At 66.5% G+C, this 15,479-nt stretch carries 20 protein-coding genes; 18 read left to right on the plus strand and 2 right to left on the minus strand.

Going from position 1 to position 15,479, the window contains the following annotated elements:
• The first annotated feature begins 361 nt into the window (after positions 1-361).
• A complete protein-coding gene (locus ACZ7OH_RS12420) occupies positions 362-1,207 on the plus strand; it encodes a DUF72 domain-containing protein (RefSeq protein WP_470280885.1) in 846 nt (281 codons plus the stop codon).
• Between the two features lie 96 nt (positions 1,208-1,303).
• Here the strand turns inward: ACZ7OH_RS12420 and ACZ7OH_RS12425 are convergent, their stop codons facing one another.
• Complete coding sequence (locus ACZ7OH_RS12425) at positions 1,304-3,157, minus strand: tetratricopeptide repeat protein (protein ID WP_470280886.1); 1,854 nt, start codon at positions 3,155-3,157, stop codon at positions 1,304-1,306.
• Positions 3,158-3,212: 55 nt separating this feature from the next.
• Between ACZ7OH_RS12425 and ACZ7OH_RS12430 the strand changes: the two genes are divergently transcribed.
• The 17 genes from ACZ7OH_RS12430 to cutA all read left to right on the plus strand — a co-directional run bounded on the left by ACZ7OH_RS12430 (position 3,213) and on the right by cutA (position 13,924).
• Entirely contained in the window at positions 3,213-4,763 is a 1,551-nt protein-coding gene (locus ACZ7OH_RS12430; protein WP_470280887.1) for a recombinase family protein, read from the plus strand.
• Between the two features lie 389 nt (positions 4,764-5,152).
• Positions 5,153-5,485, plus strand: coding sequence for an Lsr2 family DNA-binding protein (locus ACZ7OH_RS12435; protein WP_470280888.1), 333 nt, complete (start codon positions 5,153-5,155; stop codon positions 5,483-5,485).
• A gap of 15 nt (positions 5,486-5,500) precedes the next feature.
• Positions 5,501-6,145 (plus strand): Lsr2 dimerization domain-containing protein, encoded by a 645-nt coding sequence (locus tag ACZ7OH_RS12440; protein ID WP_470280889.1) that lies wholly within the window; start codon positions 5,501-5,503, stop codon positions 6,143-6,145.
• Positions 6,146-6,172: 27 nt separating this feature from the next.
• Positions 6,173-6,628, plus strand: coding sequence for a hypothetical protein (locus ACZ7OH_RS12445; protein WP_470280890.1), 456 nt, complete (start codon positions 6,173-6,175; stop codon positions 6,626-6,628).
• Positions 6,625-6,999, plus strand: a complete 375-nt coding sequence (locus ACZ7OH_RS12450; protein WP_470280891.1) for a hypothetical protein — start codon at positions 6,625-6,627, stop codon at positions 6,997-6,999. Before ACZ7OH_RS12445 ends, ACZ7OH_RS12450 begins: the two co-directional genes overlap by 4 nt.
• Entirely contained in the window at positions 6,996-7,220 is a 225-nt protein-coding gene (locus tag ACZ7OH_RS12455) for a hypothetical protein (RefSeq protein ID WP_470280892.1), read from the plus strand. Before ACZ7OH_RS12450 ends, ACZ7OH_RS12455 begins: the two co-directional genes overlap by 4 nt.
• A 682-nt stretch (positions 7,221-7,902) precedes the next feature.
• Complete coding sequence (locus tag ACZ7OH_RS12460; RefSeq protein WP_470280893.1) at positions 7,903-8,250, plus strand: hypothetical protein; 348 nt, start codon at positions 7,903-7,905, stop codon at positions 8,248-8,250.
• A complete protein-coding gene (locus ACZ7OH_RS12465) occupies positions 8,247-8,648 on the plus strand; it encodes a DUF3846 domain-containing protein (protein WP_470280894.1) in 402 nt (133 codons plus the stop codon). Before ACZ7OH_RS12460 ends, ACZ7OH_RS12465 begins: the two co-directional genes overlap by 4 nt.
• Positions 8,648-9,070, plus strand: a complete 423-nt coding sequence (locus tag ACZ7OH_RS12470) for a hypothetical protein (RefSeq protein ID WP_470280895.1) — start codon at positions 8,648-8,650, stop codon at positions 9,068-9,070. Before ACZ7OH_RS12465 ends, ACZ7OH_RS12470 begins: the two co-directional genes overlap by 1 nt.
• Positions 9,067-9,489, plus strand: a complete 423-nt coding sequence (locus tag ACZ7OH_RS12475; RefSeq protein ID WP_470280896.1) for a GNAT family N-acetyltransferase — start codon at positions 9,067-9,069, stop codon at positions 9,487-9,489. The genes ACZ7OH_RS12470 and ACZ7OH_RS12475 overlap by 4 nt, the downstream gene beginning before the upstream one ends.
• 229 nt (positions 9,490-9,718) lie before the next feature.
• Entirely contained in the window at positions 9,719-10,177 is a 459-nt protein-coding gene (locus ACZ7OH_RS12480) for a hypothetical protein (RefSeq protein WP_470280897.1), read from the plus strand.
• 91 nt (positions 10,178-10,268) lie between these two features.
• Positions 10,269-10,796 (plus strand): hypothetical protein, encoded by a 528-nt coding sequence (locus ACZ7OH_RS12485; RefSeq protein ID WP_470280898.1) that lies wholly within the window; start codon positions 10,269-10,271, stop codon positions 10,794-10,796.
• Between the two features lie 102 nt (positions 10,797-10,898).
• On the plus strand, positions 10,899-11,237 hold the full coding sequence (locus ACZ7OH_RS12490; protein ID WP_470280899.1) for a hypothetical protein: 339 nt from the start codon (positions 10,899-10,901) through the stop codon (positions 11,235-11,237).
• The gene (locus tag ACZ7OH_RS12495; RefSeq protein ID WP_470280900.1) at positions 11,234-11,641 is read left to right on the plus strand and encodes a hypothetical protein; all 408 of its coding nucleotides are present in this window, start codon (positions 11,234-11,236) and stop codon (positions 11,639-11,641) included. The genes ACZ7OH_RS12490 and ACZ7OH_RS12495 overlap by 4 nt, the downstream gene beginning before the upstream one ends.
• 6 nt (positions 11,642-11,647) lie before the next feature.
• Positions 11,648-12,517, plus strand: coding sequence for a GNAT family N-acetyltransferase (locus ACZ7OH_RS12500; protein WP_470280901.1), 870 nt, complete (start codon positions 11,648-11,650; stop codon positions 12,515-12,517).
• The gene (locus ACZ7OH_RS12505) at positions 12,514-12,801 is read left to right on the plus strand and encodes a hypothetical protein (protein ID WP_470280902.1); all 288 of its coding nucleotides are present in this window, start codon (positions 12,514-12,516) and stop codon (positions 12,799-12,801) included. Before ACZ7OH_RS12500 ends, ACZ7OH_RS12505 begins: the two co-directional genes overlap by 4 nt.
• 799 nt (positions 12,802-13,600) lie before the next feature.
• On the plus strand, positions 13,601-13,924 hold the full coding sequence (cutA, locus tag ACZ7OH_RS12510) for a divalent-cation tolerance protein CutA (protein WP_470280903.1): 324 nt from the start codon (positions 13,601-13,603) through the stop codon (positions 13,922-13,924).
• Here cutA and ACZ7OH_RS12515 read toward each other — a convergent pair.
• A complete protein-coding gene (locus tag ACZ7OH_RS12515) occupies positions 13,921-15,357 on the minus strand; it encodes a hypothetical protein (protein WP_470280904.1) in 1,437 nt (478 codons plus the stop codon). The genes cutA and ACZ7OH_RS12515 overlap by 4 nt on opposite strands.
• Positions 15,358-15,479 lie beyond the last annotated feature (122 nt).

Consider the following 15,479-nt stretch of genomic DNA (forward strand, 5'->3'; position numbering starts at 1 on the left):
GGCCGGCCACCGAGCGTCGCGCTACGATCAATCCTTCGAGCCTGCCCGGGCTCGGTGACAGGCAACGAGACCTGCACCAGACCCGGGGCGCATCACCAGGGCCATCCCAGAGCCTGCCCGTCCGGCGAGGACAGCTTTTTCGAGAAGGGCCAGAAGCGGGCCAAAAAACAGAAAGGAGCGAGCCACCCAACCAACAGAACCGCCCCACGCGAACCCCAGGAGCCCCATGAGCAAACACCACAAAGGCCCCCTAAGACGCCCGACCCCAAAATCAGGCCACCCGTCCCACTCCCCAGCCCACCAGTCCCACAGCCGAGTTTGGACAACCCCCAAACCGGGAACCACCCACCGCGGAAAGGCGGTGAGACCAATCGCCGAGATCCGGATCGGCACCTCAGGCTGGCGCTACCCGCCCTGGCGCGGAGTGTTCTACCCACCCGGCCTACCGCAGCGGCGAGAGCTCGAACACCTCTCGCGGCGGATGAACGCCGTCGAGATCAACGGCTCCTTCTACTCCCTGCAGCGCCCCGAGCGGTACCGCGCCTGGTTCGACGAGACCCCGGAGAACTTCCTCTTCGCGGTCAAAGGCGGCCGCTTCATCACCCACATGAAGCAGCTCCGGGACGTCGAAACCGCGCTCGCGAACTTCTACGCGTCCGGTGTCCTCGCCCTCGGCGCGAAACTGGGTCCGTTCCTCTGGCAGCTGCCGCCCCGGCTCAGATTCGACCCCGACCGGCTCACGAACTTCTTCGCCCTCCTGCCCCGCACGACGACCGACGCCGCCCAGCTCGCCGCGAAGCACGACGACAAGCTCAAGGGCGCCGCCTACCTCGAACCCGGACCGCGAAAGCCCTTGCAGCACGCGCTGGAAGTCCGGCACCCCTCCTTCGCCGAACCCGCGGCCACGGAGCTGCTCCGGAAGCACCGCATCGCCCTGGTGACCGCCGACACCGCCGGCAAGTGGCCGTTCCTGGAAGACCAGACCGCCGACTTCGCCTACGTCCGCCTCCACGGCGACGAGGAGCTGTACGTCAGCGGCTACTCCGACCAGGCCTTGCGCACCTGGGCCGACAAGATCCGGACCTGGCACGACGGCGGAAAGCGCGACGTCCACGTCTACTTCGACAACGACGTCAAAGTCGAGGCGCCTCGCAACGCCGAGACCCTGGCCGACCTGCTCGGCGTCACCCCGCCAACGAGACAGTGAGTGGACAGTGAGCGCCATCGGCTTGAGTGGACGCGCGGGCCGGACCGGCCTGCGTGCTGTCGCTGGGGGTCGGCACGCGGACGGTCCGCCCAGCCCTCAACTCCCCGAACCCACCAGCGCCGCCAGCTTGGCGCGCACGTCGTCGGCGTCCGGGTGCCCCAGCTCCGTCAGCAGCCGCACCGACCGGACCCAGCATTCCCTCGCCAGCGCCCGATCTCCCTGGCGCAGGTGGATCGCGCCCAGCTGGGCCAGGACATCCGCCGCCTCGTACGGCTCGCCCATCTCGAAGAACATCGAGACCGACTCGCGGATGACCGCGATCCCCTCCGCCACGCGGCCCAGCCCCACCAGCGCCAGCCCGCGCGTGTGCAGGGTGAACCGCGTGTCCACCGGCTCGCCGTCCGGCCCCAGGATCGCCAGCGCCGCGTCCGCCAGCCGCAGCGCCTGGTCGTGGTCGCCCATCGACGTGCAGATGTCGCCCAGTGCCCGCAGCACGCTCGCTTCGAACGCCCCCAGCCCCAGCGAACGCACGATCTCCAGCGCCTGCATCCCGTGCTCGTACGCCCAGGCGTAGTCGTCGAGGTTGTGCGCCGCCATCGCCAGGTTGTACTGCGCCCGCGCCTCGCCCTCGCGGGCGCCGAGCTCTCGCTGGATCGCGAGCACCTGCTCCAGGTAGCGCCGCGAATCGTCGTACTCGCGCGCGACGCCGTTGACCACGCCGAGCCCGCTCAGGATGCCCGCCTCGCCCGGCCGGTGTCCGCTCGCCCGCGCGGCTTCGAGCGCCACCGCGAACACCGAACGCCAGTCGTCGAGCCTCGAGCGCGTCACGAAGTAGCTTTGCAGCAGCCACGCGAGCTTCCAGCAGACGTCGTCCCGCCGGCGCCGCGCCAGGTGCACCGCGGCGATCAGGTTGCCGTACTCCTCGCCGAACCAGTCCAAAGCGTCGTGGTATCCGGCGAACGACAGGCCGCCGACGAGGTCGTCCAGCTCCAGCAGCCGGTAGTAGCGCTCCGGCCGCATCCGCCGTGACGCGTTCAGCGCCGACGCCAGGTACCAGTCCAGCAGCCGGTCCAAAGCCGCGTCGCGCTGCGACGCCGTGTCGACCTGCGAAGCGACTTCGCCCGCGTAGGCGCGGATGAGGTCGTGGAACTGGTAGCGCCCGGGCCGCGGCTGGGCGAGCAGGTGCGCGGCGGCCAGCGTCTCCAGCTTCGGCCGGATCGCCGCGAGGTCCAGACCGGCGACCGCGGCCGCCGCCGACGCGGTGAAGTCGACGCCCGTGGGCAGCCCGAGCAGCCGCAGCAACCTGGCCGTCGACGGCTCCAGTGCCTGGTAGGAGTACGAAAACACCGACCGGATGTTGGTGCCTTCGCCGTCGGCGAGGTCGAACGAGCCGAGCAGGTCAGTGTCCAGCGAGTCGACGAACTCGTCGAGCGCCAGGTCGGGGAACTGCGCCACCCGCACGGCCAGGATCCGGATCGCCAGCGGCAGCCCGCCGCAGTAGCGCACGAACCGCTCGGTGGCAGCGTGATCGCGCGCGACGCGGTCGCGGCCGATCGTGGAGGCGAGCAGCTCGACGGCGTCCTCCTCACCCAGCTCCGCCAGCGCGATCCGCCGCGCGCCGTGCGTCGCGACCAGCCCGCGCAGCTGCCAGCGGCTCGTGATGACGACGAGGCAGCCCGGGCCCGGCAGCAGCGGGCGCACCTGCTCGGTGCGGTTGGCGTTGTCGAGCAGGACCAGCAGCCGCCGTCCCGCGCTGTGCGTCCGCCAGCTCGCCGCGCGGCCGTCGAGGTCGCCGGGGATGGCCTCGCACGGCACGCCGAGCGCGGTCAGCATCGACTCCAACGCCGCCGACGGCTCGACCGGCTCGCCGGGCCCATAGCCGCGCAGGTTGAGGTAGACCTGCCCGCCCGGGAAGCGGTCGGCGATCTCGTGCGCGAAGTGGACCGCCAAGGTCGTCTTGCCGAAAACTTGTTTATGACACAAAGGGTTTGTGACTGTCCGAGGTATGACCCGGACAGTCATTTCAACCACACAATGCATCATCTACCTGCGGTTGTCGGACCTGCGCCCCGACGACCTCGACGAGCATGGCAACGGCAAGACGTTCAACAGTCGCGAGCAGAAGCTGCGCAAGCTGGCGGAGCGATTGGGGTGGGGCGTCTTCAAAGTCATCATCGAGAACGACGTCAATCGAAAGAACGGCAAGGCCCAGAACGCCTCGGCGTTTAAGCGCCGCAAAGTCACTCTTCTGGATGGAAGCACCGTCCTACGAGTCGTACGCCCGGGTTTCCGGGAGATGCTGGACGACCTGCAGGCCGGACGTGCGAGCGCCCTGCTGTCGGAAGACCTGGACCGGACCATGCGGGATCCCCGAGACCTCGAAGACTTCATCGACATCGCCGAAGAGAAGAAGGTCAACGCTCGGTCGCTCTCGGGGTCGCTGACGTTCACCGACGGCGGAACGGATGCTGAGATCACCCTTGCGCGGAACATGGTGTCGTTCGCGAACGCCGCCAGTCGAGCGACCTCGCGCCGTGTTACTCAGGCGCGGGAACGACAGGCCAAGGCCGGTGAGTGGCACGGAGGGCGGCGCGCATTCGGTTTCGAGCCGGACGGGGTGACCCAGATCCCTGCCGAGGTCGAGGTCATCCGCCACTGCGCGAAGCGCGTCATCCAGTTCAACCAGAAGACCCGGAAGCTTTGGAGCCTGCGCGCGCTGGTCGCCGAGTTGCAGGCCGGTGATGTGCCGACGGTCAGTGGCGTCCCATGGTCGTCGGAGCTGCTCCGGAGCATCCTGCTCCGGCCTCGCAACGCCGGCATCTCGATCTACAAGGGCCAGCCCGTTGGGCAACTGCCCGGCAGGCCCATCCTCGCGAAGGCAACACACGACGCCGTCGTGCGTGTGCTGACCGATCCAGCGCGGAACACCCTTGAGCCCGGCGTGGGTGCCGCCCCGAAGTGGCTCGGGTCCGGCCTGTACCTGTGTGGCATCCACTGCGACGGAACGGCGTGCCAAGTGAATAAGGGAAGCCGCGCACCACGGTACATTTGCCGGGTCGAGGCTCACCTCTCCCGGAACGCGGCCGCACTCGACACATACGTCCAAGCCAACCTGCTCAACCGCATCGGCACTGATCCGCGGTTCGTACAGGGCTTCATCTACCAGGCCCCCGAGCAGGACGAAGTGGACACCGAAGCCCTGCTCGTCGAGGCTGACAGCATTCGGGTCAACCTCGACGGGCTCGCGAAGGATCGCGCGCTCGGCTTCATCGATCGAAACCAGCTGATCAGTGGGACCAGGACCGGCCAGGCACGCCTGGCCGAGATCGAACGCGCCCTGTCGTCATGCGTCGTCGAATCGCCCCTGACATCCCTCGTTGGGGTCGACGACCTGACTCTGGTCTGGGAGGCCCAACCCCTCAGCAGTAAGCGCTTCATCCTGGACACGCTGATGGAGGTGACAGTGAACCCAACCCGTCGCGGGGTCGGGTTCGACCCCAAGGCCATCGCAATCCGGTTCCGCGATGCGGGAGAGATGGACTTGGCGGCCGCGTAGCCATACCGCCGAACGGGTAAAGATCAAACTCGCGATGACGGCAATAGCAACTAGCCCATTCGAGGTATAACCGGCTTGCCGGAGCGCGTGGGGGTCAGACGGATCACCTGGCCCCCGCGCGTCGTCACTCTCCGATTTCGACAGTCCTTTTTATACTCCATTTGGGGTCACTCACGTATGTCGGTTGCAGCGTCAAATAAGTAGAGGTTGAATCCGGACGTACCCCCTAAAGGGGGCCGGATGCACTAGAGGGGGTGCATACCGGTGATCGACCCGGACAGGATGAGTTGGTTCAGATGGGCCATGTTGCGCTGATCGTGGTCATGGATGACGAGGGATGCGGTAACGAGCGAAGTTCGACGGAGGGTAGGCGCGCGACGCTGTATCGGGTGGACCTCGATGCTGCAGGTAGCGAACGCCACGTCCATCAGGTACTGCGCATCCACCGTCGCCACTGCACGAGTGGCAAGGGCAGGCGGCCGAGCGTCCCTGCCGAAGAGGAGTACGACGCCGCGACGATTCGCGAATGGGCGCGGCTGCGCGGTTTGCCAGTGAGCGCTCGTGGACGAATTCCCGGCGAGATTCGCCGGCAGTACGACGAAGACCGCGCTGATTCCGGCACCGTCGCCGATGCGGTGAACCGCGCCGCAGCGGAAAACGGTGATGAGGAAAACGTGGTGGAGATCAGGCCGCTCCGCAGGCGGCGCGAGACCGGGACGTAGGGAGGCGGCCGGGCTATGGCCCAAAAGATCCAGACCATCATCACTGTCGTGGACGACCTGGACGGTTCCCAGGAAGCCACGACCAGCAGGTTCTTCGACGTTGGCAGCAAGCGGTTTGTGATCGACCTGTGCGACGCCAACGCCGAGCAGTTCGACGCGCAGTTTCGTGAGTGGACCGCCGGTCTGCGGAAGCGAACCTTTGCACTCGGCCGCAAGACCTACACCCGCTGGCTGCCGCCGGAGGACGCAGCCCGCTTCGACGCGATGATGGCCGAGTGGACCCGGGCGGCGAAACGCATCGTCGAAGAGGACGGGGAGGAGCCCGTCCCGGACCGGTCGGATGGCCGAGGGCACGGGCCGCTCGAAGCGATCATTCCGGTCCCGGCGAAAGGTCAGAAGTGGTGGATTGACCCGCCCCGGCCTCACAGTCGCCGGACAGGGCAAGCCTTCGGGCTTGCCCGTCGCCTGGTCCGCGAGTGGGCGCGCGAACACGGCTGGCCCGAGCTGGGAACCCGCGGCGTCGTTCCCCACGAGGCGTACGAGCGGTGGGTCAAGGAGGTATGGCTGGCGATGGACGATCCGTCGTGGGACCGCATCCAGCAGCAACCGGCCCCCGACCCCGGTGGCGGCCGGGCCCGCAAGCCCCGCCGCCGGAAGTAAGCACCTGCACAAGCCTGATTGGACGTCATGCCAGCCACCGACGAAACCGACGAGATCACCGACCCGGACGACTACCTGCGCGACAATCCCGCGTTCGCCGCGTGCCGGAAGCGCCACGACATGCCGCACGAGGACGACGTTGCTCTCCTGGAGGCGTACAACGATCCAGACGCGACACACGAGCGCAGGTTCGTGTGCTCCCGATGCGGCTACGTGATCCGCAAGCGATATCACATCGTCTTGCGGCGCGGCCGGGTCGTCAGCTACGTCAAGCTGAATCCCCGCGCCCAGTACCCGGCCGGGTACGTCGCCAAAGGCGTACGCATCCCTCGCAGCTACGTCGCGGAGAGGACCGATCGCGAGGTTTTGGAGCGTCAGGCCGCTGCTGCGGCGCCGTCGAGGCGCACACCCAGAGCCCGCTCGAGCGGATCGTCCACACGGGCCGGGCAGAGCAGGACAGGCCGAAAGGCTGTGGCGGCATGACCGCGACGCTGCTGGACTGGCCATGGGCGATGTGGGCACGGACGTACGTGCTGCTGCTCGTGAGACTGCGGAAGCCGCGAGGAGTCCGGCTCCTCCTTGACGACGGCCGGTCGATTCCCTGCACCTGCGAGTTCGAGGGCATGGCCGACGACGGCGACGTGATCTGGTCGGCGAAGCCTGTGACCGGCGAGAGGGTGCCTGCTGCCCGGCTCGACGGTGTCGAGGTCGACGAACTGCCGGCAGGCGCCACCGTCCATCTCGGCGCCAAGCTGGAAGGTTGGCCATGCCCCGCATGTGGCACGGTGATCTACAACCCCCAGCAGGCCCGTGAACGCCGCTGCTGCTCCCATCGGCCCACCAGGCCACGATGAGCGCCCACGATCCAGCCGAGGACCACCGCCGCCAGCCCTGGCACATGCGGCTGTTCTGCGCGACGGCCCTATTGCTGGTCGGTGTCGGGGAGGTGACCGCCGCGGCGTCGACGGACGCGTGGTGGTGGGGAGCCCCGGGCTACGCCTGTCTTTGCCTGGTGCCGGCGCTGATCTTCGATGCCGCAGTGGATGAAGTACTGCGGCGCTGCGAGCACCGCTGAAGGCCGCTCCGTCCGCCCCGACGGACGGAGTGAAGGGAACCGCGAGAGCCGGTGGGGCATCGGCCGGGATTGCATACCCAGACCCGGACAGGTCGACGGAACATCTCGGTCGATTCTCGTAGTTCCCGCGAGGGTCCGGCGGATCACGTGCTACGCGATCCGCCGGACCCATCGTTAACACCGATTACTCACACGAGCCAGACAACAAATCCTAAAGCGATTCCGGCCACTCGATCGGACGCCGACAGGTTGTTGAGAGGTCACTCACCCGGAGCCGGACTACGCAGCGGCCGACGAACACGCTAGAGTGTCAGGCGTCGGAACGCTTTCAATGCACCTGTCCGGGTCATTTGTATGGGTTACCGACAAGACAGCCCCCGGCGTTCGCGCCGGGGGCTGTCCCACGTTCAAGGCCCAATCACCTGACCACCTGGGCCTTCGGATTTCGGGTCACCGTTATTGTCCGGCGTCGCACCGGCCACCTAGGATTGCTGGGTACCCCAACCTGTGGGGTGCGAGGACCCGGACAGCCCTCTTCGTTCCCGCTTCGACACGTGCTCGCGTACGCGACTTCGCCCGGCCATCTTGCATGGGTCAGCCGTGATCGTGGCCACAGCGAAACAGAACTGAACGACGAGGGACCTCTCTAACCCATACAAGCAGAACAGGACCCGGACACCTAATGACTTCCGATCAGAAGACTGCCATCAGTGCGCGCAAAACAGTCTATATAGAAACTGCAGGATCGCATCTCGATCCACGTTTCGAAGCAATTCTTGCCACGACTGCGGGAAAGTACGTCGTACCACGCTTCACTCGCGAGGTCGCCGAAGAGGTCGTGGCCTGGACCAACCTGATCGCCGGACGCGACGCCAAGTTCCACCCGTGCATGTGGACAGCCGACGGCTACGTGCTGCTGTTCACCGCCGCCAAGCAGTTCGAGCCATCCGAGGTGGTCCAGCCAGACGACGACGGCCTTTACGAACTGGGGTTCGGATGGGCGTGGCAGGTCGAGGAGGTCCAGCAGTGACAGACCTGCGAGCCCTCGTCGTCACCCCAGACGGTGAGATCGAGGAGAAGTACGTGCCAGCGTCCACGATGGACTTGCTGGACACACTGCACGCCATGATCAACTGCGACACCGCCGAAGCGGTGCGCCTCGGACCGGACGGCCGACGCGCCACGATGTGGGTGGACATGGACGCCCATCTGCCGATGGCGAACGACTACGCCACAGCACTCGTGTTCGCCTTCAACGGTGACCTCCACCAGCAGTACTACGGGACTGCCGTGTTCCTGGGCGCCCCGGACCAGGCAGGCGATGACACCAGCCTGCCGGACGAGGCAGCAATCTTCCTTCGGCATGTGAAGTTCCGGATCAAGCGCGGCAACCTCTCCGTCCACAACTTCCGCGAGGGGGACTTCTGATGGCCGAGCAGTCCAACGTGGTGCACCCCGAGCTGTACGCGTTCGAGGTCGACGACATGACGCTGTCCGGGGCCGTCACCGATCGCGGAAACGGCCGCTGCACAGTCCGTGGCAGCTTCGAGGACGCCACGGAAACCAACGGGCTCCGTTTCGAGTTCCGCGCCGTGCCCCGGCAGGCGTTCGCCGACCTGTTCCGCTCCTTCGCGGACAACGTCGCGCCGGTCCACAGCGGGACGTACAGCTTCATGTGCGAGCTGCACATCGCCGAACTGGAGGGGCAACCAGGCTTCCGCCGGGACGAGAACGCCGGTACTTGGCGCGTCGACCTCGACGACCTGGAATGCGCCCACAGCGATGAGAACCAGTCCTGTCGTCCGTCCTGGCACATGGACTTCGTCGCGCTGGCCGGTGATCTCCAGTGACCGGCGAGGGCGGACTGGCGCGACTGCTTCGCGGCCTGGTGGTGTTCTCGTGGCCTGCGCAGGCTGCGCAGTACCCGCCGGTCGGACCGCCGGGAATCAGCTATTTTCGCGGTGACGTCTCCAATCAGTCCCGTCCTGGTGCCTATGTCGACTGCCTTCTCATGCGTGACATCGACGGCGTTCTAACCGGGATCCTCAACCACTATCCGCAAGATCTTCCTCCCTACGAGGAGGCCGGCGCAGTCACGATCTGGGTGCGACCAGACCGGCAGCGACGCGGGATCGGAACGCGGCTGCTCAAGGATGGCCTGACTCGCTGGCCGATAGAGATCCGCCGGCAGCAGTTCACGCCCTCCGGCGCAGCGTTCGCCGAGGCGCTGCGGCGGCGCGGTGTCATTGACGGGCAGGTCCCGGAATGACGTGCGCAGTCCCCCCTCAGGACGAGGCCACGGAGGCGGCATGCGCGGAGGCCGCCAGGTACGTCGTCTTCTACTTCCGGGACGGCTCCGACGGAATCCACACCTGTCCCGCCCACTTGACGTGCGCCATCGACATCCTTTTTGGCACTACGCAAAGGAAGTCTGTCAACGTCGCGCGGATTAGCGGTCGGGCCCGGAAGGCGGGCGGCAAAACGAAGGGACTGTGGTGATGAAAACGATCATTCTATCGGACGATGTCTACTCGCAGATCCGACTGCTGGCCAACGCTTGGGACATCTCGAACGACGAGACCCTGCTGCGACTACTGAACGACTTCCGTGCGCAGGTCCCCGGGGCCGACAAACCCGTGGCGGAGTCGGGAGCCTCGTCCAGGGCCCCGCTCGACTCACCCCCAACCGGATCGTCGAGCGTCGTCGTCCCGGTGTACGCCAGGTACCACGGCACCTTCATCGAGGCAAACTTCCACTGGCCCAGCAACGTCATCGAGGTTACCTCCGGCCCCTGCACCGGAACCCGGTTCCGCAGCCCGAGCGGAGCGGCAACCGAGATCGTCAAGACCGTGAACCCCGAGGTCAAACCCAACCGCAACGGATGGGACTTCTTCCAAGAAAGACACGGGGTTTCCCTTCGGATACTTCGCGATCAGCTCGCCACCGGTCGGCGTTGATTCCGTCGCCCGGCTCCCTCAAGCGGAGCCGGGCGCGCGGTGTCCACGATGGACTGTGGGCAACCCGGACAGGAATTGAAAGGCACCAACGATGAAGGCCGATATGCCCCCCGCGCTCGCGCAGCGACCGTTGCACAGGAACGGACCGCTGCCGATCCCGTGGGCGAACGAGTACGACCAGCCTAATGGCACGACACGCGCGGACTTCACCTCGGTCAACAACGAACGCATCATCGAGGCAGCCCAAAGCGGACTGTGCGGCGCGTGCGGCCAGGAACTCGACCACTGGATCGCCTTCATCGGCGACAGCCAGAGCGTCCATCTCCGCACCTTCGGCTTCCCGCCCATGCACGAGACGTGCGCCCGCTACGCCCTGGCGACCTGTCCCCACATCTGCCGGAAACAGCGGCGGCGCCCCACGCCCGTCAGCGCGTTCCAGAGCAACGGGGACACGCCGCAGTTCTGGAACGACCCAGGCCCGGAGATGTGGATCCTCGGACTTACCAATGACTTCAAGCTGATGACCGTCCACGGGTACCTCGTGTTCTTCGCCGCACAGTTCAAAGTTGAGCACATCTTCGACTATGACAAGGACGGCCACCTGCGGCAGCTGTCCTGACCGACCCGTGCGGGTTCCGCCGCCCACCGGACATCCCCGGCGGGCGCGCGGTGTCCGCACAGGACGCACCGGCCCGGACAGGCGCAGGAAGGAACTGACACCGTGCACGAGGAACTGATATCGATCGGCGAACGCCGCTACGCCGACGCGGACCCGGACATCATCCGCCAGCAGATCGGCGCTGCACTGCTGGGCGAAATCCAGGCCCGCAATCTCGTCACCATGGACGACGGCCTGATGTTCATGTTCGGCCCAACAGGCCGGACGAAGATCCGCAAAATCATCGTCAAGCTCAACGGCCGCGACTACTACGAAGTCGAAGTCGGATACCTGGCCAAGAAGGATTTCGGCTGGAACGTCGTGCATCAGGAGTCCGACGTCGATGCCGAGATGCTGGCGGACTCCGTGCGCCGCCTGGCAGCCAGAGGGTTGGACGCGTGAGCGCCCGCGTCCACATCTTCCCGGGTCTTCGCGGCGGCCCGGACGAGCCAGGGCAGGAGAAGCGAGGCAAGGGTCGGCCGCCGATCGGCGGCGAGATCCGCCAGGAACTCGGCGACGACCTCAAGGCCGAAGTCGAGACCTACGCGCTCGGCCACGATATGAACCGCGCCGCCGCGGTTCGGACACTGGTTCGACATGGGCTCGACGTCGAGCTCGACCCGATGACCCGCATGGCCGTCGTCGACGGCGACGAGCTGCACGTCCTGCTCACCCACCTCGGCGGCGACGACGTTCGCCGCGTCTGCTTCGCCCTCGACGGCGGACTCAAGGTCAAGGTCAACGAAGAGACGTGGACGTTGCCGTTCGGCCGGCTCCACGACAGGTCACAACCGGAAGGGCGGTGATCCGCGGTGGACGACGAATCCCGCGCGTTCCTGCGCAGAACCGTGCTCGACTGCCCGTTGCCGTACGGCACGCGCGTGCGTGTGACCAAGCCGCTGCCGAACGACCCGGACCCGGTTCCGACCGGCGCGCAGGGCACGGTCGTCGGCGGCAATGGTCGGCAACTGTGGATGCGCTGGGACAACGGGCGGTCGCTGATGCTGCTCGTGGACGATCCCTACGAGGTCATCGGTGTCGACGTCGAGGAGTTTGTGAAGGAGGTGTACCGGGCGACACCGGGGCTCCGCGAGCTTCGGTTGACCCGCACCGGCGCCAAGCACCTCGTTCTCGGCATGGTCTGGGTTCACCGCGAGCATCGACGGCGCGGAATCGCCGAGCTGGTCATGCGGCTGGTCACGGAGCTGGCCGATGTCCACGGCCTGACGCTCTCCGCCGATGCGTCGCCGCCGGAGTCCGAGCGGCCGAGGACGAAGGTCACCCCGCTCAGGCACTGGCTCGGTCGCCACGGCTTCTGGCTCAACCGTGACCGCCGTCGCCGGGCGGACATCGGCGAGCGCTTCTACCGGCTGCCGCGAAGCCGAGACCAGGTCACCGGCCTTTCGGGCTTGTGCCTGAGCTGCAGGACGGTCACCACGACTGGGCTCGGCCTCGTCGGTGACCTCGACTTCGCATCCGCCGGCCTGTTCAGGCTCGGAATCCGCCCGGCTGACATCGAGCGGGTTCTTGCCGCCGCTCTGGGCGGGGCGACGACGCTGCCCGCCGAGGGTGACCTGCCGGTGGTCATCCGGGTCTGCCGGACCTGCGGAGACCGTGCCGACCTGGAGGTCGGCCTATGGCCAGAGGTCCCGCTGCACACCTGCACCGGTGGGCAGTCGTGACGGCCCCGGCGGCGGACGTCGCCGCGCTCGAGGGCAGCGTCGCCGAGCTGCCGGACGAGGAGCTGCGGGACCTGGCCGCCGCCCTGGACAACCTCGGCGTCCGGGTTCGAGCCGAACAGGACGCCCGCAGGCGCGGCCGGGCTACCCCACGAACGCCGGACGGGTTCCGTACGGCGGCTTCCTGCACGTTCTGCCGGCGGGTCTACCTCGCCGACCTCATCACCACCCACCTGCTAATGGACCACAAGCATGATCTACAGACGTGGCGCAGCAGGCTGCGTTGACCATGACCAGGCCCGAAAGGCACGCTGATCGGGCAACAGGCTCGCATGGGCCGAACCGGACAGGAGGAATGTTGGCTACCGAAATGCCGGACGAAGGCAGGGGGAAGCGTCGCCGTCGACGCTGGCCGTGGATCGTCGGAGCCGTCGTGGTTCTGGTCATCGTGGCCCTGGGGATCATCGGCGCGAACACCCGCAAGACCGACGACAACACAGCGGCCAGCCCACCGCCGTCGCCGCCGTCCTCGACACCAGCCCAACCGTCAAGCCCGGCCTCGCTTACCCCCTCAACGACTCAGCCGAGTGCGGCAACGTCCAGCTCCGTCCCGGCGACCGCGGCGGCCCCCAGTCCCGCAGATGCGCTGCGGGCGACGTTCCGGACCGACCAAGCCGGTCAGCCGTGGTTCACGAAGATCACAAGCGTCGATCTAGATGGGCGTGGCGTCATCGCGCGGTCCGAGCTTGCCAAGGGCGACCAAGCCGCGGTGTTGGCCTGCGAAGCCTTGCGCAGCTCCGCGACGAAGACACCCGTCGACTTCCAGTCAGTCGCCGTCAGAGACGCCCGAGACCGGACCGTTGCCCACTGGAGCGGGCTCACAGGAGACGTCGCTTGCACAGCATGAGATGCTCCTGACCAGGCTAAAGGACGGAGCCCCCGGCACCATCGGCACCGGGGGCTCCTTACCGTCCGCCGAGGGGGGAGGAAGGCGAACGGCGGTTGATGCGTCGTGGCGAAAGTTCCACCGTTACATCGTCAGAGGTCAGATGGATAACTCCGCGCGCGAGTCGGTAGCCTGGGGCTATGTCGTCTGAACACGTGATCGTGACGTCAACTACCGACTCCGAGGAGAAGGCCCGCGACCTGGCGGCAAAGGTGATCGATTTGAAGCTCGGTGCCTGTGCGCAGATCGTCGGACCGGTGACCAGCGTGTATCGGTGGGAGGGTGCAGTCCAGACCGACCAGGAATGGCGAATCGAGGTCAAGACGACTGCGGACCGCGTCCCGGCACTGACGGACAAGATCAAGGACCTGCATACATACGATCTCCCCGAAGTAGTAGCGACTCCGATTGAAGGCGGCAGTGCGGAGTACCTGAACTGGCTGGTCGAGGAGACTCGGAGCTAGCTCGCCGAGCCAACGACGAGCCGTTCGGTGAGCTGTCGGCGAGTCTGGCCCGCCGACCCGCGGTTCTCCGGCAGCAACTCGACGACCTCCCACAGCCGGTCGATCGCGAGGGTCGCTTCGGTTCGGGTGGCCAGAGGAGCTGAATCGGAGCTCAGAGCTTCCACCCGGTCAAAGTCGCCACCCCGGGCGGCCGAGGTCGCAAGGTCTGCCAAAACCAGCGCGCGCACCTTGTTCTCAGTCGGCGAAAGCGAGCCGAGCAGTGTGGCGGCTAGCTGGTCGGTTTCGCGATGGTGTACCCGGCCGTAAGTTGACACGGCCAGACTCCCCAACCGATTGGCGGTAAAAAACGACGTCCACGGACGGGCGCTGTCTGCTGAAGCGTAGTCAAAGACGACGACGGCTTGATCCAGCGACCGCAGTGCGGCCGGCACGTTCTCGACGGCCGCCTCTTCCTCGGCAAGCCGGGCCAGAATCCACGCCTGGGTCGCCGCGTCCGATCCACGGACCTGCTGGCTGGCATCGGTCAGCATCCGGACCGCACCTGATGCATCGCCCGAACTGCTGAGCAGGTAACTCCAGTAGCCCAGAATGCACGCAACAAGCGGCTGATCATCTGCCTCGCGAGCCGCACGGAGCGCGTTCTCGTAGACCTTGATTGCCTGCCTCGGGCGTGCGAGATCGAACAAGGTCCATCCAGCAAGCGCAGCGGTCTCACCCGCAGCAGAAATCAGCCGTCGGCGAAGCGAGTCGTCAGTCGTCGTGTCGATCATCCTGCGTAGCCCCTCGTGGTGACTCCGCAGCTCAGCAGCGAGCGCTCGCGCAGGTTGAGTCTCCTCGGAGCGGAAAAACTCTCGCGTCTTCTGCTCGGCCATCGCGACCGTAGAGGAGTCGGCACGGCGTTCGCCGGCCATTGTGTCGGAGAGACGCTTCCATGGGGGATCACTTAGGAGGCCAGAGCCGGTCACGAGCGCGGCCCCGGTCAGCTTCAGCATGTCACGGCGATGCACATTATCCAGGTTAGCTGGACCTGGCGATGTGTCCGAGTAGTCCGATGAGTGAGCGGGGGCGAACCACCACAAGTCGACCGGTATGCGGATTGTGGCGGCCCATCGTCGCAACTTGCGCAGGTCCGAAGGTGGGGACTTGACCTTGCGCTCCAGAAGACTGACGTTCGCTTGGGTCATCTCCAGCCAGTGACTGATCTTGATCTGGGAGACCTGCGGAACCTGCGCCAGGCGGTAAGCGCGTAGTACTTGCCCGAAGTGCTGGCTCTCCAACGCCGCACGCAGCGCAGGACGCTGCCAAAAGTCTTCGGCGTGTTCAGGAACACCCAGGACGTCAATCTCCAGTTGACAAGTGCGGCACACTACGGAGCCCGCCAGGAGCTCTGGGCCCGCCTCGCAGCGCTGGCAGTGGCGTAGCACTTTCATCACGTCGACTCCCCAATAAGACGTACCGGGAGTGTAGCCGCGCAACCACGCCTCGTGCAGGGGATACAAGTCGGACTTGTATTCGCAGGTAGAGGGCCACAAGCCCGACGTGTTGTTCCTCCATT

Source organism: Amycolatopsis sp. NPDC114478 (assembly GCF_055633805.1).

What these genes read in the sequence shown, in the direction of transcription:
- ACZ7OH_RS12430 (WP_470280887.1), top strand. Translation starts at nt 3,213, where the DNA reads ATGACCCGGACAGTCATTTCAACCACACAATGCATCATCTACCTGCGG.
- ACZ7OH_RS12440 (WP_470280889.1), top strand. Translation starts at nt 5,501, where the DNA reads ATGGCCCAAAAGATCCAGACCATCATCACTGTCGTGGACGACCTGGAC.
- ACZ7OH_RS12445 (WP_470280890.1), top strand. Translation starts at nt 6,173, where the DNA reads ATGCCAGCCACCGACGAAACCGACGAGATCACCGACCCGGACGACTAC.
- ACZ7OH_RS12450 (WP_470280891.1), top strand. Translation starts at nt 6,625, where the DNA reads ATGACCGCGACGCTGCTGGACTGGCCATGGGCGATGTGGGCACGGACG.
- ACZ7OH_RS12455 (WP_470280892.1), top strand. Translation starts at nt 6,996, where the DNA reads ATGAGCGCCCACGATCCAGCCGAGGACCACCGCCGCCAGCCCTGGCAC.
- ACZ7OH_RS12460 (WP_470280893.1), top strand. Translation starts at nt 7,903, where the DNA reads ATGACTTCCGATCAGAAGACTGCCATCAGTGCGCGCAAAACAGTCTAT.
- ACZ7OH_RS12470 (WP_470280895.1), top strand. Translation starts at nt 8,648, where the DNA reads ATGGCCGAGCAGTCCAACGTGGTGCACCCCGAGCTGTACGCGTTCGAG.
- ACZ7OH_RS12480 (WP_470280897.1), top strand. Translation starts at nt 9,719, where the DNA reads ATGAAAACGATCATTCTATCGGACGATGTCTACTCGCAGATCCGACTG.
- ACZ7OH_RS12485 (WP_470280898.1), top strand. Translation starts at nt 10,269, where the DNA reads ATGAAGGCCGATATGCCCCCCGCGCTCGCGCAGCGACCGTTGCACAGG.
- cutA (WP_470280903.1), top strand. Translation starts at nt 13,601, where the DNA reads ATGTCGTCTGAACACGTGATCGTGACGTCAACTACCGACTCCGAGGAG.